Here is an 18,648-nt window from a genome sequence, read left to right on the forward strand (position 1 = left end):
TCTTTTTATGCGTTTTGCATTGTCGATATTTTATCTTGGGGTGTCACCCGAGAACCGTTGGATGCCATGAAAATATCTTTGAATGCTTTAATGGTGTCATCTAACAAGCTTTCTTCTGGCAAGTCTTTCGTTGTCCGAATGGTTTCAAAAATCGTCGCTGCATTTGCTTCGATATATTCAAATAATTCTGCTTCAAAGTCCAATAGTTTATTGACTGGTACACTATCAATGAATCCATGCGTCAAGGCATAAAGAATCACGACTTGTTTTTCTACTGCCAGTGGTTCATGCAGTTTTTGCTTCAAGATTTCAACGGTTCGACGACCGCGGTTTAATTTGGCTTGTGTTGCAGCATCTAGATCAGACCCAAACTGCGTAAAGGCCTCTAGTTCGCGATAGCTAGCCAAGTCCAAACGCAAGGTACCGGCAACTTTTTTCATTGCTTTGATCTGCGCAGACCCCCCAACCCGTGAAACGGATAATCCAGCCGCTACGGCAGGACGAACACCAGAATAGAAAAGGTCGTTTTCTAAGAAAATTTGTCCATCTGTGATAGAAATCACGTTGGTTGGGATATAGGCTGAAATATCCCCTGCTTGTGTTTCAACAAACGGCAATGCCGTCATCGATCCACCACCTAGTTCATCACTTAATTTCGCTGCACGTTCCAATAAACGAGAATGCAAGTAGAAGACATCCCCTGGGTATGCTTCACGACCTGGCGGACGACGTAGAAGTAGAGAAAGTTCACGATAAGCGACCGCTTGTTTTGATAAGTCATCGAAGACGATCAAAACATGTTTGCCGTTATACATGAATTCTTCCCCCATCGCAGCCCCCGCATAAGGTGCGATATAAAGCAGTGGTGCTGGTTGTGAAGCACCTGCTGAGACCACGATCGTGTAATCAAGCGCACCGTAACGACGCAATGTTTCCACTTGTGCACGAACAGTTGAATCTTTTTGGCCAATTGCGACATAAATACAGATCATGTCTTGCCCTTTTTGGTTGATGATCGCATCAATAGCGATCGTTGTTTTTCCGGTTTTCCGGTCACCGATGACTAATTCCCGTTGGCCACGACCGATTGGTACTAAAGCATCAATAGCTTTCAACCCTGTTTGCATTGGTTCCGAAACGGATTTCCGTTGCATAACACCTGGTGCAGCTGCTTCGACTGGGCGTGATTTATCTGTTTCGATCGGACCTAAACCATCGATTGGTTGCCCTAATGGATTTACTACCCGGCCAATTAATGCATCGCCGACAGGAACTTCCATGATTTTACCAGTTCGTTTTACTTTGTCCCCTTCACGAATGGTTTCAAAATCACCTAGGATGATGATTCCGACATCGTTTGACTCTAAGTTTTGTGCCATCCCATAAGAACCGTTTGAAAACTCAAGCAGTTCTCCACTCATGGCATTTTCTAAACCGTGGGCGCGGGCGATCCCGTCCCCAACATATGTGACAGTACCGATTTCTTCTACAGAAAGTTCGTTCTGATAATTTTTAATTTGCTCTTTGATCAAGGCACTAATTTCTTCTGCTTTGATGGCCATCCGATTCACCTCTTATCTCTTGTTTATCTGCCGATTTTTTGTCGCAGATAATCCAGTTGGCTCTTAATACTACCGTCGATCACTTGATGATTTGCTTCAACGATGACACCGCCTAAAATCGTTGGATCGATCGTTTCTTTCAATTGTGCCTGCTTGTACCCAAGCTTATCGGCGATTTGCTTTTCGATTTTGCTTTTTTGTTCTGCTGACAAAGCAACAGCCGTTGTGATCGTTCCGAGAACAAGACCTTGATATTCATCGTAACGACGTTCGTATTCATCAATGATCAGCAATAAATCATCCATGCGATCATATTCGTAAACGATCTCCAAGAAATTTCTGACTAAACCTTCAAAGCCCTTCAGCAATTGATCGACTAATTGTCTTTTCTCATGAAGATCCAAACGGTTATCGGTCACGATTTGGCCGAATGTTGGAATTTCCTGATAAATCTGACGCAAGGTCAATAATTCTTGGTAAACTTCTGTCAAGCGCTGTTCTTCCATCGCCAATTCGAACAACGCTTTTCCATAACGTTTTCCCACTGTGAATTTATCGAGTTTCATTAACTGAACCCAATCCTTCGATATATTGATTGATTAGGGATTCATGATTTTCGGGAGTCAATTCGCGGCCTAAGATTTTTTCTGCGATTTGAAGCGAAAGTTCTGCAACATCATCTTTCACTTCTTTTAACGCAGTTTCTTTTTCAAGGGTGATATCTGAGTTTGCTTTTTCTTTCAAACGAGCCACTTCTTCTTTGGTCTCGCTCAAAATATTTTGTCGACTCAATTCCCCGCTATCTTTGGCGCTCTTGATGATCTCCGCAGCTTCAGAATGAGAACGTGCCAATTTTTCTTGGCGTTCTTTTTCTAATTTTGCTGCATTCAAGCGTGATTGTTCCGCTGAATCCAAATCATTGGCGATTTTATCTTCCCGTTTTTGCATCATGCTGCTGATGGCATCCCATGCAAAATGTTTCAATAAGAATAGCAAAAGAAGAATTGATCCGCTGACAACGATAATATTGCCAAGCATTGGATTTTGAACTTCCGCTATAACCAACTGATTTAGCATAACGATTCTTCCTTTCTGAAAGTCATTGTTTCATTAGAAAAAAGCAAAAACGAGTGCAATTGTTCGTTTCTGCCTTTTCGTGCTTGTCTTATCGGAAGACTAATAACAGCGCGATAACTACCCCTAGAATCGGTACAGCTTCGACTAACGCTACCCCGATAAACATTGTTGAACGTAGTTGACCTGACATTTCAGGTTGGCGTGCCATTGATTCGATCGTTTTTGCGATTACTTGTCCGTTACCATACCCTGCACCAATTGCTGCTCCGATAATTGCTAATCCTGCTCCAATAAAGTTCATTCTTTTTTCCTCCTAATTGTATGTCGATTCGATTAATGTTCTGCCACGATTTTGTGGCTCATAAATACCATGGTCAATGTAACAAATACATAAGCTTGGATCGCTCCAATAAAGAGCGAGAAGCCAATCCAGATCATTTCTAGCGGCATCACGATCGGCAATGACCACCAACCAAGACTAATAAACATGTTGGCAATCAATCCTAATAACACTTCACCAGCGAATATATTTCCATATAAACGCAAGCCTAACGTGATGACATTCGTAAATTCTTCGATGATTTTTAGCGGCAATAAAAAGCCCACCGGTTTCAGATACGAATTGATCAAGTAATTTTTGAAGCCCAACGACTTGATCCCAAAGAAATGTGTCAAGGAAATAACCATAAGTGCAAGTGTCAATGTAACAAACGGGTCTGCTGTCGGACTTTTCCATAAGGTAATGTCATCTGTCGTCACGATTTTTGTGACTAAGCCGATCTCATTTGCCACAAACACAAAAAGAAACATTGTTACACCGAGCAAATGAAAGTTGTTCACTTGAGATCCTGGTAGATTGTCCGCCACGATGCCACGAACAAAGTCAATGACCCATTCAATGAAGTTCTGCTTCCCTTTCGGTTTCATTTGCAGGTTACGTGTACAAATAAAGACCACCAAAAAAACAATAATACAAGAAATGATTGTCATCATAGCTACAGTTCCATCAAACCATATAGGACCGATATGAAACATAAGCGATTTATCTTCCAATCTTTCTCACCTCTTTTCCTGTCATCTCCAGAAAAAATCTGGTGTTACAATGCGTTTCCTCTCATAACAATCGGTATCATACCACCACGAATGGAAAATTTCAAAGCATTTTCAAGAAAATTAGACAAAAAACTCACAATGCCAAAAATCCTAAATTAATTGAAAAATCCTCGTGTCGCTATGTGGAAGAAAAAGCCTGTTATATCAACAGCTTTCCCTTAAATGCTACCAAATTTAGCGTGATTTTCAAAGCAATAACCTCTATCGGATTCTAAAAGAAGTTCTTAGAAAATTAGAAATTTCTAAGAACTCGGTCAATTTGTCTTTCTTGATCTTTGCGTTTCAAGGATTCCCGCTTGTCATATTCGCGTTTTCCTTTCGCTAAACCAATCAAAACTTTGGCATAACCATCCTTGATATACACCTTTAATGGCACAATCGTCATACCGGTATTTTTTGTTTCGCCAATCAGACGAGCGATCTGCTTTTTGTGTAGCAACAGTTTTCTCGTCCGCAATGGATCGTGATTAAAAATGTTTCCTTGCTCGTAAGGACTGATATGCACATTGACTAAGAATGCCTCACCGTTACGAATGCGTACAAAGCCGTCTTTCAAATTGATCCGGCTGTTACGGATCGCTTTGATCTCTGTTCCCTGTAAGACGATCCCCGCTTCGATCGTATCGAGGATCGTGTAATCATGGCGGGCCTTTTTGTTTTGGGCGATTAATTTCCCTTCTCCTTTAGGCACGGGCCATCCCTCCAATTATTTTTTCTTGATTCCTTTGTAAAAAGGTTTTTTCTTTTTCACTTTGCCAGCTTTTTTCGGCTTGCCTTTACCTGATTGCTCAAAGCGTTTCCCTTGGTTTTTCTCAGGGTTTCGTTGTTTTTTTCCACGGCGGCTAGCTTCATTTTTTTGATTGTTGTTACGTTTGTTGGCTTTTGGTGCTTGCAGTTTTTCAACTTCTTCTGCTGCTACCAGTTCGAAATCGATCTCTCTTGTTTCTGGATCAGCCTTTACGACTTTGATGCGAACTTTCTGACCAATTTTAAAGGTCAGGCCTGTCCGTTCACCCACAAGTGCCAGATGGTTTTCCAAATAATGGAAGTAATCTTGCTTCAGATTATTGATATGGATCAACCCTTCAATCGTGTTAGGCAATTCAATAAACAAGCCAAACTTAACGACGGAACTGATGATACCGTCAAACTCTTCTCCTACTTTATCGGCCATATACTCAGCTTTTTTAAGCGCATCGACTTCTCTTTCTGCATCGACTGCTCGTCGTTCCATTTGGGAGCTGTGCAGCGCGATGTCCGGCAAGATTTCAGCCCATTTGTTTTGGTTGGCTTCTGAGACATCTTCACTGTAAGATCGAATCAAACGATGCACGATCAAGTCGGGATAACGACGGATCGGTGACGTGAAGTGGGTATAATCTTCCGCTGCCAAACCATAGTGACCGACGTTTTCTTCAGAATACTTCGCTTGTTGCATACTTCTTAGTAGCATCGTATTGACAACCATTGCCTCTGGCTTATCTGCGACATCTTCAACAACTTTTTGCAATTGTTTTGGTGAGATCGAGCCATTGGTCTGCTTGACTACGATCCCTAAAGCAGATGCAAAATCAAAGAAGCGGCGCATTTTCTCTTCTTTTGGTTCCTCATGGATCCGGTAAATAAATGGTAAATGCTTCTGATTGAAATGACGCGCCACGGTTTCATTGGCTGCCAACATGAAGGATTCGATCAATCGTTCGCCGACGCCCCGTGCTCGTAGAACGATTTCTTGCGGGTGTCCTTCTCCATCGACCAAGACTTTTGCTTCTCGGTCTTCAAAAGAAACTGCCCCACGTTTGATGCGCATCGCTTCTAACACGTGATGCAAGGCGGCCATATCATGGAACATCGGTACTAATTCCGCATATTCTTTGGTGGTTTCTGGATCATTGTCTTCAATGATTTGATTGACTGCTTGATACGTCATACGGGCACTTGTTTGAATAATACTTTGGAAAATATTGTAATCTGTGACGATCCCCTCTTGGTTGATCCACATTTCACAGCTCATAGTCAACCTTGGGACATTCGGATTCAACGAACAGATCCCGTTTGATAAACGCTGTGGGATCATCGGAATCACACGATCCGTAAGATAGACACTCGTTCCCCGATCAAACGCTTCTTTATCCAATGCGCTGTTTTCGGTCACATAATAAGAAACATCGGCGATATGCACGCCCAAATAGAAGCTACCGTCAGGCAATGCTTTTACGGTCACCGCATCATCCAAATCTTTGGCATCCGCTCCATCGATTGTTACAATCTGTTGATCTCGCAAATCCCGCCGTTCCGGAAAGTCGGCAGGATCGATCGTATCTGGTACTGCGTCTGCCGCTGCTAAGGTTTCTTCCTCAAATTTTGTTGGAATCCCGTTCGCCACGACGATCGATAATATATCCATTCCAGGATCGTTTTTATGTCCTACAACTTTCGTGATCAACCCCTCTAAGCTTTTCGAATAACCTTTTTCTGGGTAATGGCTGATTTCAACGATCACAATGCTCCCATCTACAGGTCGAATCCCTTGAGCACCAATAAACACCTTTAATTCACTTAGTTTTTTATCTTTAGGCTGAACAACGCCATATAGATCCGACTCTTCGATCTCTTTTTCATCAAATAATGTAAACTCGCCGACCAACTGACTGATGGCCCGTTGTTTGATCTCAACGACTTTCCCCTCTGCACCACGATCTGAGAAAGGATCCGCAACGTGCACGATGTCCACAGCAACGGTATCGCCGTCCATGGCATAGCCTGTTGCTTCTTTAGGGATATAAATATCGTCTTCTTCTTCATCCAAAGTGACAAAGCCGAAGCCCCGCTCGTTGGCACGGAAGGTTCCTTCCACAAACACTCGTTTCATGGGTAATTTCACTTTGCCTTTTTTGTTAAAAATCACGCTGCCTTCTCGTTCCATCGCCGCTACTGTCTGAACAAGATTCTTAAAGTCTGTACTTTTTTGAAGTCCTAGACCTTCAGCAATTTCTTCCATTGAAAAACTTTTTTTGCGGCTTTCTTCGAGAAACTGAATGATTTTTGTTTTAATCGTTTCTGTCATAACTCACTCTTTCCAAGCAAGTGTTTCTAAGAAAGCAAACACATCCTGCTCTAATTTTTTCCGTTCTGGTCCAACGGTCACCACATGACCGCTTTCGGGATACCATTGAAGCGTATAGGGAACATGGGACAGTGCCCCTGCTGTTTTGAAAACCGTCTGTGGATCGATCATTTGATCCTTTCCTGCTTGTGATAGAAAGACTGGGCGCTCGATTTTCCCTAAATGCCCAGCTGTGGTTTGTCCGACTGTTTCGATTCCTTGCAGTTGCTCTCTGACCTTACAAGGGACTTCTGCCAATATTTCTTTTTGGGTCGCCTCGTCTAAATCAGCATAGGGTATGACCATTTCAGCATACTTTTCAAAATTGACTGGCACTTCATTCTTGGTTTCAAATAATGGCGAACAAAACAGTCCGCCCCCCATCAATGTTGGATCTTGTGTCAAACGATCCATCGCTAAAATCCCGCCCATCGAAAGTCCAAGAACGGCAACTTCTTCATAGCCTTTTTCTCTTACATAAGTAACTGCATCTGCAGCATCCTGCTGCCAAACAGCCATCCCTTGATTTAAGATATCATCTGGATTGGGCGTACCATGTCCAGTAAACATCGGAGTATAAACCGTGTAGTCTTTTTGTTCTAACGAACGACAAAGCATACGCACATCGTTAGGACTACCTGAATAGGCATGGAACAAAATGACTGCTCGCTTGCCGTGTTCAGCAAAAACCGGTTTTGGTTGATTAAATGTTTTCATGTTTCCTTTCACCTCACGTCCAATTCTACCATAGTTAAGAAGAATACTTCGACAAATGCGATCAAAATCTTCCCCTTAAAAAGAAAAAAACCTCTCTTTACGAGAGGTTCGCTAGCAAAATGATTAGTTTGATGAAAGAAAAGCCAAAATAAAGAGCAAGACCATCCAAACAAACCCTAAAATGGCCGTTGAGCGCTGCATCACTGCTTCAAATCCACGGGCTTTTTGCTTACCAAACAATTGATCCGCACCGCCAGTAAAGGCACTAGCTGCACTATTTTGCTTGCTAGGCTGCATCATGATCGTAATGACCATTAAAATCGAAATAACAATTACAGCAGTTAATAAGATATTATACACGTTAGCTCCTCCTTGCTTGCTAAAGTCGTCCTTTCTATTTTAGCATTTTCCGCTAGAAATTACTACTCCCTTTTTGTCATTGCTCGTTGCGTGACGGTTTAAAAAAAAGACTGTCCTTTCTGACAGCCTTTTTCTCATAGATCGCTTTCGTTCAAATCAGCGAACGAGTACGTCATCATATTCTGGTTTTTCTTTGAACTCTTTGACCGCAAAGGAGCAGACAGGCATAATTTTTTTCTCTTCCCGTCGTGCTTTTTCAACAACTGCTTTTAGCAATTTTTGCGCCAATTGCTGTCCGCGATAATCAGGGTTGACGAAGGTGTGATCAACTTCAAGTACATCATCTGGTGTTTCTTGCCATGTAATCTCACCAATTTCTGTTTCTCCATCATATAAAGCAAAACGCTTGTTTTCTTCTTTTATTTCCATTGTTTTCGCCCTTTCTATCAGACAATGTCTGTTTTTTGTTTGATATTCTCAATAAATTGCAAAACGGTTGGCCAATATTCTGGGGCATCTTTAACTGCCTGTAAATGTCCCATATTGGGAAAAAGGACTTTTTGTTTCGGACCAGCCGTTGCTTCCATTAAAGTATTGATTTCTTTTTCAGAAAGAAACGTATCCTTTTCTCCTTGTAAAAACAGCACAGGTAAATGGTTGCTGCCGACTTGTCGGGTCACTGAGATTTGTAGGAAGGGGTAGCCGACTAAGTGTTTACTGTAACGATTGGCTAATCGCAAAAAGCGCTTGACGGGTAACCGAGAAAATTGTGGTAGACTTGCCCGAATGGCACTATAAACGGACGTATAACTGCTGTCTGAGATCAAACCCGCAACTTGCACCGGCATGACTTCTCCACTGGCCAGCAGCAAAGTCGCCGCTCCCATCCCTAAACCATAGAGGAAGATTTGGGTTTGTGGGTCTTTTTCCAAAATCTTATCGATCCACAAAAGCAGATCCATCCGATCTAGCCACCCTAAGCCGATCTCTTTGCCTTCACTACGGCCATGTCCACGCAAATCAGGAACTAAAACATTGTGACCCGCAGCCCAGAATTTCTCGGCCGCATCTTGACAGTCTGCTTGCCCATCACTGCGATACCCATGCAAGCAGATCACCCACGTTTTAGCACACTGATCAAAGACTTCTGCTCTCAGGATCAGATCATCGGTGGTCGTTACCGTACATTCCGAACCTTGTGACCAAAAAGCCGAACTGCTTTTCGCGATCCGCTCTTTGTATGGAATCCCCAGTTTCTTTCTGCCTTCTTTTTCATACCATTCATTGTTACGCATAATAATTGCCGAAACAAAATAGCGTACGCCCTTTTTCATCACAGACGTGCGATATACATAGTACACCAAAAAAATAAAAATTAGCAGTAGTAGCAATAGCCAAACCATAGGATCCCCCCTTCATTTTAGTTTACCATTTACACCGGTTTTCAGCCAAAGTTTTGTCGCAAGTCTTAAATAAGTCCTATACTTTTTTAAGAAAAAATCTTTGTACTGACTTCTAGCGAAGGAGCAGTACAAAGATTTGTTTGGTTAAATATGTTTCTGTTTATAGAATAGGAAAGCAATCATGGTGAGTAAGATACCTCCAAGAACACTTAGTTCATAAGAGGATTCCTCGTTTGTCTTTGGCAAGCGTTTTTCATTATTTGTCTGGTTCTTTTTGTCATCCAGCTTTTGCTCGGCGTTTCCGGCTATTTTTTTCGGTTTATCAGACTTGTCAGAAGGTATTGGTACTTTGGGATCGCTAGGATCATTCGGTGTCTCAGGCGTTCTCGGCGTTTTTGGTTCGACATAAGTATTGATCAAATCATAGCCATGGACATCTGACTTGTATCCTTTGACAGCCACTTCTTGAATGCTATAGGTGTACGCTTGACCTTTCTCATCATATTTTGGCAGATCTTCAAAACGATAGGTCCAGTTGCCTTCTTTATCTGCTTTTACGGTTTGCTTGTCGATTTCTTTACCGTTTTGCATTAATTCGACAGTGATGCTTTCAGGACGGGTATTGAACTTGTTATCATAGTCTTTCCATGTCTTTGTTCCGGCTACTTCTGTCGTTTCGGTATTATGGTACGTGTTGACTAAATCATAGCCGTTGACTTTAGTGGTGTAACCTGGCACTTTTTCTTCTTGGATCGTGTACGTGTACACTTTTCCTTCGGCATCATACTTAGGCAGATTATCAAAGCGATAGGTCCAGTTCCCTTGGTTATCTGCTTTTACGGTTTGTTTGTCAATTTTTTTATCATTTTGCATCAGCTTCACAGTGATACTCTCTGGACGGGTGTGGAACTTGTTGCCATAGTCATTCCACGTCTTCGTTCCCGATACTACCGTTGTTTCGGTGTTGCGATAGGTGTTGACTAGGTCATAACCATTGATTTCAGTGGTGTAACCTGAAACTTTTTCTTCTTGGATCGTGTAGGTGTAAGCTTGACCTTTTTCATCATACTTTGGCAGATTCTCGAAGTGATAAGTCCAGTCGCCTTGGTTATCTGCTTTTACGACTTGCTTGTCGATTTCTTTATCATTTTGCATCAGCTTGACAGTGATGCTTTCTGGTCTTGTTTCGAATTTGTTATCGTAGTCATTCCATGTCTTTGTTCCGGCTACGTCTGTCGTTTCAGTATTGCGGTAGGTGTTGACTAGATCATAACCATTGATTTCAGTGGTGTAACCTGGCACTTTTTCTTCTTGGATCGTGTAGGTGTAAGCTTGACCTTTTTCATCATACTTAGGCAGATTCTCGAAGTGATAGGTCCAGTTGTTTTCTTTATCAGCTTTTACGGTTTGTTTGTCAATCTCTTTACCGTTTTGCATTAAGTCGACAGTGATGCTTTCAGGGCGGGTATTGAACTTGTTGCCATAGTCATCCCATGTCTTTGTTCCAGCTACGTCTGTCGTTTCAGTATTGCGATAGGTGTTGACTAGGTCATAGCCGTTGATTTCAGTTTTGTAACCTGAAACTTTTTCTTCTTGGATCGTGTAGGTGTATGCTTGACCTTTTTCATCATACTTAGGCAGATTCTCGAAGTGATAAGTCCAGTCGCCTTGGTTATCTGCTTTTACGACTTGCTTGTCGATTTCTTTATCATTTTGCATTAAGTCGACAGTGATGCTTTCAGGGCGGGTATTGAACTTGTTGCCATAGTCTTTCCATGTCTTTGTTCCGGCTACTTCTGTCGTTTCAGTATCGCGGTACGTGTTGACCAGGTCATAGCCGTTTACTTTAGTAGAATACCCTTCAACAGGTGTTTCTTGGATTGTGTATTCATAAGTCTGACCAGATTCGTCAGTTTTCGGTAGATCAGTAAATTCATAATGCCAGTCCCCCTCTTTACTTTGGGTAACCGTTTTTGTTTGGAATACTTCACCGTTTTGCAATAATTGAACCATAATGCTTGTCGGACGGGTATTGAATTTGTTGTCATAATCATCCCACGTTTTGGTCCCGCTGATTGTCGTTGTTTCAAAAGAAAGCAATTGATTCATGGCAGCTAGTTTAATAGTCGGCACGATTGTTTCATTTGCTTGCAGATCCCAGCGATGGGTTTCTGCGTTGACCAGCACTGTATCAGCAATGATACTGCCGTCAACATTTTGATGGACATCGACTGTATCACCAACAGCCAAGATGGTTCCTTGGAATGGACTATTAATCGAAATCGTTTGGCCCTCTGATTGGTCAACAAAATTCCATAAGATAACAGCATCATCAAACTCTTCTGTTTCATGGCTATTACGAGACGTACCATCCGTATATTCTAGTTTGATTTGGGACTTAACATTAACGGTGCTGGCTCCCTCAGTGTCCACATTGATGATCACAGGCGTATTTCCTCTTGTTAGCCCTTTAATGGTGATTGGCGTATCTTTTTCTAATTCCGTTTTTGAAAGAGAAACAACAACCTTTTGATCTTCTTTCGCAATTGTATCTTCTGAAAAAGAAATGGGTTTTTTATCAATCAGATAGCCGTCTGGCGCTTCCGTTTCCACAAAGGAATATTCTCCCTCTGGAAGACCAGCTTCGATCACCTGCCCATCATCATTTGTGACTTCTTCATCGACTTCCTTATGCGTCTTGTTGTTTTGAAGTTCGTAAACACCATCATCAAGTGGATTTCCTTGTTCGTCTGTCAAGGTCAAAACAACCGCTTGTGTCTCATCTTCGGCATCGGCTGTATTGATGACCCGCTGATTATTATCAGTGAAATCCTTGGTTACACCGGGTGTCTGCGGATAAGCTCCCAGTCTTTCTGACGTCGCCTGTAACGTTGAAAATGCCTGTTCAAAGTCTATATAAGGCTCACTCACGGATTGATCTTGAAAAACTTCGGAAGTCTTCAAGTGATCCATTCTCTGACCATTTACAAAAACGGCAGGTTGCTGATTTTGATCTGCTAAATCTACTGTGACTGATGGGCCAAAAACAACTTTGTTTTTTCTACTATCACTTCCTGATACAAAAGAAGAGTTTGCGATGGAATTGACCTTTTGAATATAATTGATTTCTGTTGGCAAAGAACCATCCTGAATACTGGTCCCAAAATTGACATTTCCGTTTAATTCACCAACGGCCAAATTTCCGTTCGTGTGTGTATTTAGCGTCGCATGGTTAGCAAAAATATGAAAATATTGCGCTTCTCCTAGAAGTGCGTCATCAACTTCAGGAACATCATTTTTAAAAATGCCCCCACTTGAAAGTTGTGAAGCTGCTGGCGCACTTGCTTGGGTATCAGGCGTTGATTCTATGGTTTTTGATGCAGTATTTGACGCCGTTTGTTGTTGTGACTCGCTGCTTGTTGATACAACCTTTTTTTCAGAAGCCTCTGTTTGATCCTGAGTATCAGAAAGTACGGCTTCTGTACTCGTTGCTTCTGTGGATTCATTTTCAGGTAGAACAACTGCTACATCTGTTGTGTTGATGATGTCTTCTTTCACTTGTCCATTTTTTTCATCTGTTTGAAGAAAGGCGGATTTGATTGTCAATGTTTGAAGACTTTTTGTTTGAAACGTTAGCGTCATTTGGCTAAAAGAACTGCTAGCGGTTTCTTCCATCAGCTGCTGTCTTTGCGGATCATATGTAAATGGCGTGCCGCTGCTTTGAATCGAGTTCGGCAGAACCGTTTGTTCCCCTTCACTCAAGCTGAATGCCAGTTGATTTGCTGCTTGTTGATTCTTTTCTACTTGGATCGTCCAAGTGATCTCCCCTGTGGTAGGATCTGGTAATGATGTCACTTGCGCTATGCCCTTTTCGTTTTGAAATAGGATTGTTTTGGGATTCTCCTCGGTGTCCGCATTGGCTGTGATGACTGATAATAAAGGCGCCAAATAGGATAAAATAAGTAAGGACAGCATGAACATTGGGTAAGCTATTTTTTTCACATAAGTACGCATTTCTCTTCCTCCAAACAACAAATTTTACTCAGGTGATTATCCTAATCGGAAAAAAGAGAAAATGCAAAATGACCCAAATTTTGATTCTGTGAGAAAAATGAGAGCAAAAGCCAAAAAATGGGTCCTGCTCTCAAGGGAATTTGTGAAAATGAAATAGGATTTCTTTTGTTTGAAAAACAATAGAATATTTTTTTCATGATAAATACTCAAAATCCAGAAAGAATCTTTTGTTTGTGATAAAAGTTCTTTCCTTCAAAACGCTTAAACACCAGGAGTGATTGGCTACTCGCTAAAATTTCACTTGTCAAAAAAAAATAATTGTAAACTGAAAATGAAAATTTTCATAAATAATCACATTATTTTCATTTTCGGTTACAAAAATTTTAGCAGATTCTTTAAAATCTTACTGTTATTTTCCCTTTATTTATAAGTTCTCTTAACTTTTACTGTACAAAGAAACGTCTTTATCATTTTTGGGACTGATGACTCATAATTGATTCTTCAGTCCCAAGTGTGTTTTTTGTACAACATATCAATCCTTATTGACGACAAGACTTTATTGCAAAGTCCGATGTTCTGATCTAGTACAAAAGACTAACCATGGAAAAAAAGGGAATGGTTATTGCAATCCGCTCGAAATTCACGTTTCCTTCTCCAAATTGACTATTCTTTGTCGTTGCTGATCAAGAAATCAAGCAATTCCGACTGTTCCGCAAAGATTGCTTCTACAGATAAGCTTCTATGATGACTCTTTTGCTTGGTAGCTTCTGGTAGCTCAGAATCAATTTGGTTAGTTGAAGATTCGAGGGACTTCTCAACTGGTAAAGGTTCTGCATTCACTTTCGACTCTAAACCGTCTGGCTTCATTGGAAATGGACTATTATCCTCAAAGTGATCTATCGAAGCATTCAGTTGACTTTTCCAAAACAACTCTCCGAAGAGATACACGCCAAGAGCATTTTTATTGTTAAACACTTTACAAGATAACCCCATCTTGTTGAGTGCCTGATTTACTGTATTTTCGTTGATCGTTTCTGAAGGAATATCTCTGATTAGAATTGTATCAGCATATTGAATATCTTGATCACTGTTTACATAATCAATCAATTGATCTGTCAAAGCAGTCGTCTCTTTTTTAACGATCTCAGTTAAATCTATTGTCTGACCTCCATTGATCGTCACGACAAATGGATTGTTTTTCTTAGCTGTGACAAGCATATCGTAAACGACGCCATGATCTAGCGCAAAGATAGGTGCGGGAGGATCCCCCTCATTTTCTTGATAAGCTTGTACCACGTTGCCTGCCAATTCAAACAAGCCGTCTGTGACTTTTGAACTTTTGATCAGTTCCCCATTTTCGTAGCTATCACAAGTGAGAGAATGATCATTGATTTCAATCACATAGGTCAACCCAGCAAGAATTTCTTCCACGCCTAACATCAAATGAATATCATTTCGTTTGCTTTCAAAAATTGCGCCCAGAGATTTCGGGATCAGCTTTACTCGCTCGATGCGGATCTGATAGTGCGTGCCATCAACAACTGTCTCGAATTCATCTGCCAGTTGTCTCTCAATGTCAGCAAGCCGGTCAAAACTTTCTGTTGCTACGCCAAGGCATAATGAACAGCTAAAGTAATCCTCTGCAATTTCAGTAAAAAGTGAGGGTCTTTTCGCTACTAAATAAGAGAGTATCGTTTTGATATATGTCTTAAATTTTTGGTCTCCCAGGATTGCCAACGGATTGCCAAATGTTTGATAGGCTTCTGATCGTCGACTATACAACTTGTCGAGTCCCCAAGTGATTTCTTTCTCGCTGCCCCCGAGAAGTATTCGTTTCCCTACTTTGTTTTTTAGGTAGATCGGTTCATTATTCTTTCCTAAAAGATATTGTAGATTATTTTTTTTGACTTCTGAATAAACAGAACTTCTGACATCTTGATAACCGTAGCCAACAACGCCTACTCGAAATTCATCAATGTCTAATGCAATGATTTTGTTCACACTAATCCCCCTAACTTCCCTATTTATCATGACTTACAGCTTCCCTAATAACACTATTGCTATTTCATCCTCTATTTTCCTGCCTCTTCTTGGATAAAGAATGCATTGGACAGTTCCTGAATTTTACTCATTTGTTCGTTGACTTCTGCTTCTAAAAGCAACAAGTCGCTGAAAATTACTTTTGTATTACGTATATGCCGTAAAAGTTCATTGGCTTTGACCAGCTGCAAGTCAATTTTTTTGCATAACTCTCTCAATTCTTCTTGGCTATTCTTTAAGACAATAAAATCGCGATAACCAATGGCTGACTGTCGTTTTTCTAAAATCATTTGTTGTAATCGCGCAATTTTACTATCCCGTTGTTCGATCGCTTGTTTCAAATCAGTCAACATCTGATCTAGTTCGCTGATTTGAATGATTGCGGATAACTTCTTTGTACTCATCGATTGTTTCATGCTTGACTTGCTCCTTTGCCTAGGAGTATTTTCACTTCTGAATCCATCAGTGCCGTTCTAGTAAATATTCCTGATTGCAGTAAACAACTAAATGAAAGAACATTATTTTTTATCCGCAGCAGCTCTTCATCTGTTAACTCACTTAATTGATGATCAATGTCTTCAATTGCGTTGATAGTAATGCCAAGTTCCAGTTTCTGTACCATCTCTGCTATAGCTGCTTCTTTCCATACAATGACAGGGATTCCTAACGAGAGATACAACGAGATTTTGTGCGGTGCATTATACTTCGTATATTGTTGGTAGTCACCACCATCAGGCAACTTATCATCCCACGCAAGTCCGAAACCATTTTTCTCCATCCTACGAACCAATTCTTCTTGCTCAAAAACACCACAATAATGAACATTCGGACCAAAATGACTGTCGTTTTTATCGCCGTATACAAGAATTTCCGTGCGATTGGGCCACTGCTGTAGAAAACGGGTTTTTGCCAAATTTCCTGCAAAGACAACTCGTTTTTCTGGTCTTTCATGACTGACACTAACATCTTGATGCTGATAGTCGAAAAATGGTTTTTGGATCATTCTCCGTGTCACGCCTCTTTCGACTAAGGCTGTCTGCATAGCTTGGCTATGAACGATCAATACTGTTGCTTCATTGAAAAGAGCAGATTCATCAAAATCGACTTTCCCACGTAACATCTCAGCGTCATGGATGAATAAACTCGTGTAAATCCCTCTTTGTTTCATTCTTTGTAAGAACATTCGGTCAAAATGGGCTCCGTTATAACTTGGATATTGATAGACCACGATATCTTCATAAGCGACACCAGCTGTAATGCCATCAATCCTTGACATAAGTGCATAATCATCTTCATTCTCATCGATATAACGATAAATATATAAAGGTTGATAATCCATCCCATTGGCAATGTGAAAAACATCTACTTTCGCTTTTTTGACTGAATCTGCTGCATTCGATTCAATGATCGTCGTCACCCACCGATTCACGCTTGTCCCATCTCCTTTTCCATCATTGCCCGCACAAACATCACTTCATCTTTTGGTAAGCACCATTCTGCACCCTTCAAATTTTTAGAAAACAGTTGTACAGCAGGATCTTCTTGTGCAGTATTCCTTGTAAGCAGCAAATATTTGACTAGTTTTAGAACTGTCTGATTATAGACATCAATATGCCAATGTTCCTCCATTAAACGACTTGCATGTTGAAGTAATTGAACCGCATCATCACAGCGTTGGATGTCTACCAAACATTCTGATAAATCTAATACGGCGCCTACTAAGACTGGCCGCAGTTCCGTAAAATCAGTCGAATTTATTTTCTTTAAAAGGCAGCTCTCTAACAAAAAAATTTGTTTTTCTAAAGATGAAGCGTGCAAGCCATAGCGCTGTTTGATGCGTAATGTAGCTAAATATAAAAGGCTGTCAAATAATGTATAAAAATCAGTTCCCAGAAAAAATGTTTCAAGCATTTCTAAACTTGCATCCGGGACTTTCTGGTTCATACAACCAAATACGAGGTCAGAATAGGCCAACATGAGTTTAAATATCGTATTATCCTCAGTTGAGGGGCGAAACTTTTCTAACTCTTTTCTAACTTTCATAAAGGTAACAAACATGTCCTCTTTCGTTGATAAAGAGCTATAAATCAATACACTCAATAGATGAAGTTGTTCATCTGTTGACATTGCAAACATGTCTAGCAATTCGGTATCTGAAATGCTCAACATTTTCTTGATGCCAACAACCAATTCGAAGGGCAAATCGATCTCATATTGTACCCATCTATAGTACCGTGAGCGAGATAACCCAATCTTTCTTTCAAAAGATTTCACAGATAGTCCTTTACATTTGCGTATCTCTTCTAATTTCTCGCGATCAATATTGACAGCAACGACTGATGTATCAGGTATCTTTAAGTCTGGGTTGATCGTACTAATTAATCGACAAACGCTTAGTAATCTAGTTTCCATATTTTTCAAATCCTTTTTTCTAAAATGCAGGACCTATTTTTATTCTTACTTCTGTAATGCTTCCAATAAAGAATAAACCAACGATCCAAGGATCACGATCGACATAACTAAGGAAAGCACGATGGTGATCGCTTTGCCCTTTTTCTTTTCTTCTGAGTGATTTCTTACGTTTTCTCGTTCTTCTTGAAATCCCGCTTGAATCGTTTTTTCTAGCTGATTATTCGCCAACGAAATCACCTCTTCCCAGTTTATTTTCGGCAAACAACTATGAAGAAAACTGGTTTATCTACTGGTTCTGATCGTCTGCCAGTTGTAGTGATTCACTCAGTTCTGAAACATTTTCTACTGGTTCATTTTCGTTTGTAGCTATCTCATTCACTACCTCTGCTACTTCCACTGCCCGAAGCTCATCAATCAGCTCTTGACTCAATTGATTCACATCGTTATCTTGTCTTTCGACGGTTGAGGTTAACCGTTCAATGATCTGCTCGGTTTCATTCAAAAAATAGGTTCGAAGCATTTGCTTTTCAACCTCATAAGCAGAAAAGAGCTTCTCATAAATCATTTGTAATTTATTTTGCTCCTCCTGTTGCTGCTCAAAAGATGCATTGAATTGTTTTTTTAATGTTTGGATCACATTTAGATCGATATCGTTTTCTGACTTGTTCATCATTGCTTTCATTTCTTGATTGATTTGAATCAGCTGATCAATCAATGCGTTTTGATGAGCAAAAAGTTTCTTTGCTTCCTCTTGTTCCTTCTCAAAAGTGAGCATGGACCCGCTGTTCTCTTTTATTAACAACATAATTTGCTCATACAATTCAGTGGTTTTCATTTTTTTCAT

General features: G+C 40.6%; 18 protein-coding genes. All 18 read right to left on the bottom strand.

Going from position 1 to position 18,648, the window contains the following annotated elements; translation table 11 throughout:
• Nucleotides 1–5: 5 nt before the first annotated feature.
• Nucleotides 6–1,562 carry a F0F1 ATP synthase subunit alpha gene (gene atpA / locus IGJ74_RS13565; protein WP_008380876.1) on the bottom strand — a complete coding sequence of 519 codons (1,557 nt, stop codon included), beginning with the start codon at nucleotides 1,560–1,562 and terminating at the stop codon, nucleotides 6–8.
• 23 nt (nucleotides 1,563–1,585) lie between these two features.
• Complete coding sequence (locus tag IGJ74_RS13570) at nucleotides 1,586–2,128, bottom strand: F0F1 ATP synthase subunit delta (RefSeq protein WP_005234375.1); 543 nt, start codon at nucleotides 2,126–2,128, stop codon at nucleotides 1,586–1,588.
• Nucleotides 2,115–2,639 carry a F0F1 ATP synthase subunit B gene (gene atpF, locus IGJ74_RS13575; protein ID WP_005228706.1) on the bottom strand — a complete coding sequence of 175 codons (525 nt, stop codon included), beginning with the start codon at nucleotides 2,637–2,639 and terminating at the stop codon, nucleotides 2,115–2,117. Before atpF ends, IGJ74_RS13570 begins: the two co-directional genes overlap by 14 nt.
• 88 nt (nucleotides 2,640–2,727) lie before the next feature.
• Complete coding sequence (atpE, locus tag IGJ74_RS13580; protein ID WP_005228705.1) at nucleotides 2,728–2,940, bottom strand: ATP synthase F0 subunit C; 213 nt, start codon at nucleotides 2,938–2,940, stop codon at nucleotides 2,728–2,730.
• A 32-nt stretch (nucleotides 2,941–2,972) separates the two neighbouring features.
• Nucleotides 2,973–3,692: a F0F1 ATP synthase subunit A gene (atpB, locus tag IGJ74_RS13585; RefSeq protein ID WP_008380872.1), complete on the bottom strand. Its 720-nt coding sequence runs from the start codon at nucleotides 3,690–3,692 to the stop codon at nucleotides 2,973–2,975.
• 292 nt (nucleotides 3,693–3,984) lie between these two features.
• Nucleotides 3,985–4,443: an SsrA-binding protein SmpB gene (smpB, locus tag IGJ74_RS13590; protein WP_008380870.1), complete on the bottom strand. Its 459-nt coding sequence runs from the start codon at nucleotides 4,441–4,443 to the stop codon at nucleotides 3,985–3,987.
• Between the two features lie 15 nt (nucleotides 4,444–4,458).
• Nucleotides 4,459–6,819, bottom strand: coding sequence for a ribonuclease R (rnr, locus tag IGJ74_RS13595; protein WP_005234372.1), 2,361 nt, complete (start codon nucleotides 6,817–6,819; stop codon nucleotides 4,459–4,461).
• A 3-nt stretch (nucleotides 6,820–6,822) separates the two neighbouring features.
• Nucleotides 6,823–7,575, bottom strand: coding sequence for an alpha/beta hydrolase (locus IGJ74_RS13600; RefSeq protein ID WP_087665018.1), 753 nt, complete (start codon nucleotides 7,573–7,575; stop codon nucleotides 6,823–6,825).
• A gap of 123 nt (nucleotides 7,576–7,698) precedes the next feature.
• Nucleotides 7,699–7,935, bottom strand: a complete 237-nt coding sequence (secG, locus tag IGJ74_RS13605; protein ID WP_005228700.1) for a preprotein translocase subunit SecG — start codon at nucleotides 7,933–7,935, stop codon at nucleotides 7,699–7,701.
• A 156-nt stretch (nucleotides 7,936–8,091) separates the two neighbouring features.
• Nucleotides 8,092–8,364, bottom strand: a complete 273-nt coding sequence (locus IGJ74_RS13610) for a GNAT family N-acetyltransferase (RefSeq protein ID WP_005234370.1) — start codon at nucleotides 8,362–8,364, stop codon at nucleotides 8,092–8,094.
• Nucleotides 8,365–8,381: 17 nt separating this feature from the next.
• Nucleotides 8,382–9,338, bottom strand: coding sequence for an alpha/beta hydrolase (locus IGJ74_RS13615; protein ID WP_087665019.1), 957 nt, complete (start codon nucleotides 9,336–9,338; stop codon nucleotides 8,382–8,384).
• A gap of 144 nt (nucleotides 9,339–9,482) precedes the next feature.
• A complete protein-coding gene (locus tag IGJ74_RS13620; RefSeq protein WP_218193524.1) occupies nucleotides 9,483–13,352 on the bottom strand; it encodes a Cna B-type domain-containing protein in 3,870 nt (1,289 codons plus the stop codon).
• Between the two features lie 663 nt (nucleotides 13,353–14,015).
• The gene (locus tag IGJ74_RS13625) at nucleotides 14,016–15,353 is read right to left on the bottom strand and encodes a hypothetical protein (RefSeq protein WP_254910631.1); all 1,338 of its coding nucleotides are present in this window, start codon (nucleotides 15,351–15,353) and stop codon (nucleotides 14,016–14,018) included.
• 71 nt (nucleotides 15,354–15,424) lie between these two features.
• On the bottom strand, nucleotides 15,425–15,808 hold the full coding sequence (locus IGJ74_RS13630) for a hypothetical protein (RefSeq protein WP_087665022.1): 384 nt from the start codon (nucleotides 15,806–15,808) through the stop codon (nucleotides 15,425–15,427).
• On the bottom strand, nucleotides 15,805–16,821 hold the full coding sequence (locus IGJ74_RS13635; RefSeq protein WP_016612581.1) for a sugar transferase: 1,017 nt from the start codon (nucleotides 16,819–16,821) through the stop codon (nucleotides 15,805–15,807). Before IGJ74_RS13635 ends, IGJ74_RS13630 begins: the two co-directional genes overlap by 4 nt.
• Nucleotides 16,818–17,804, bottom strand: a complete 987-nt coding sequence (locus tag IGJ74_RS13640; RefSeq protein WP_016612580.1) for a helix-turn-helix domain-containing protein — start codon at nucleotides 17,802–17,804, stop codon at nucleotides 16,818–16,820. The genes IGJ74_RS13635 and IGJ74_RS13640 overlap by 4 nt, the downstream gene beginning before the upstream one ends.
• Before the next feature lie 45 nt (nucleotides 17,805–17,849).
• Nucleotides 17,850–18,032, bottom strand: coding sequence for a hypothetical protein (locus tag IGJ74_RS13645; RefSeq protein ID WP_034872028.1), 183 nt, complete (start codon nucleotides 18,030–18,032; stop codon nucleotides 17,850–17,852).
• 58 nt (nucleotides 18,033–18,090) lie between these two features.
• Nucleotides 18,091–18,648 (bottom strand): hypothetical protein, encoded by a 558-nt coding sequence (locus IGJ74_RS13650; protein WP_016612578.1) that lies wholly within the window; start codon nucleotides 18,646–18,648, stop codon nucleotides 18,091–18,093.

Source organism: Enterococcus sp. AZ009, from assembly GCF_050548785.1.
In the GTDB taxonomy this organism is placed as follows: domain Bacteria; phylum Bacillota; class Bacilli; order Lactobacillales; family Enterococcaceae; genus Enterococcus_D; species Enterococcus_D entomosocium.

What these genes read in the sequence shown, in the direction of transcription:
- atpA (WP_008380876.1), bottom strand. Translation starts at nt 1,562, where the DNA reads ATGGCCATCAAAGCAGAAGAAATTAGTGCCTTGATCAAAGAGCAAATT.
- IGJ74_RS13570 (WP_005234375.1), bottom strand. Translation starts at nt 2,128, where the DNA reads ATGAAACTCGATAAATTCACAGTGGGAAAACGTTATGGAAAAGCGTTG.
- atpF (WP_005228706.1), bottom strand. Translation starts at nt 2,639, where the DNA reads ATGCTAAATCAGTTGGTTATAGCGGAAGTTCAAAATCCAATGCTTGGC.
- atpE (WP_005228705.1), bottom strand. Translation starts at nt 2,940, where the DNA reads ATGAACTTTATTGGAGCAGGATTAGCAATTATCGGAGCAGCAATTGGT.
- rnr (WP_005234372.1), bottom strand. Translation starts at nt 6,819, where the DNA reads ATGACAGAAACGATTAAAACAAAAATCATTCAGTTTCTCGAAGAAAGC.
- IGJ74_RS13600 (WP_087665018.1), bottom strand. Translation starts at nt 7,575, where the DNA reads ATGAAAACATTTAATCAACCAAAACCGGTTTTTGCTGAACACGGCAAG.
- IGJ74_RS13610 (WP_005234370.1), bottom strand. Translation starts at nt 8,364, where the DNA reads ATGGAAATAAAAGAAGAAAACAAGCGTTTTGCTTTATATGATGGAGAA.
- IGJ74_RS13615 (WP_087665019.1), bottom strand. Translation starts at nt 9,338, where the DNA reads ATGGTTTGGCTATTGCTACTACTGCTAATTTTTATTTTTTTGGTGTAC.
- IGJ74_RS13620 (WP_218193524.1), bottom strand. Translation starts at nt 13,352, where the DNA reads ATGCGTACTTATGTGAAAAAAATAGCTTACCCAATGTTCATGCTGTCC.
- IGJ74_RS13630 (WP_087665022.1), bottom strand. Translation starts at nt 15,808, where the DNA reads ATGAAACAATCGATGAGTACAAAGAAGTTATCCGCAATCATTCAAATC.
- IGJ74_RS13640 (WP_016612580.1), bottom strand. Translation starts at nt 17,804, where the DNA reads ATGGAAACTAGATTACTAAGCGTTTGTCGATTAATTAGTACGATCAAC.
- IGJ74_RS13650 (WP_016612578.1), bottom strand. Translation starts at nt 18,648, where the DNA reads ATGAAAAAAATGAAAACCACTGAATTGTATGAGCAAATTATGTTGTTA.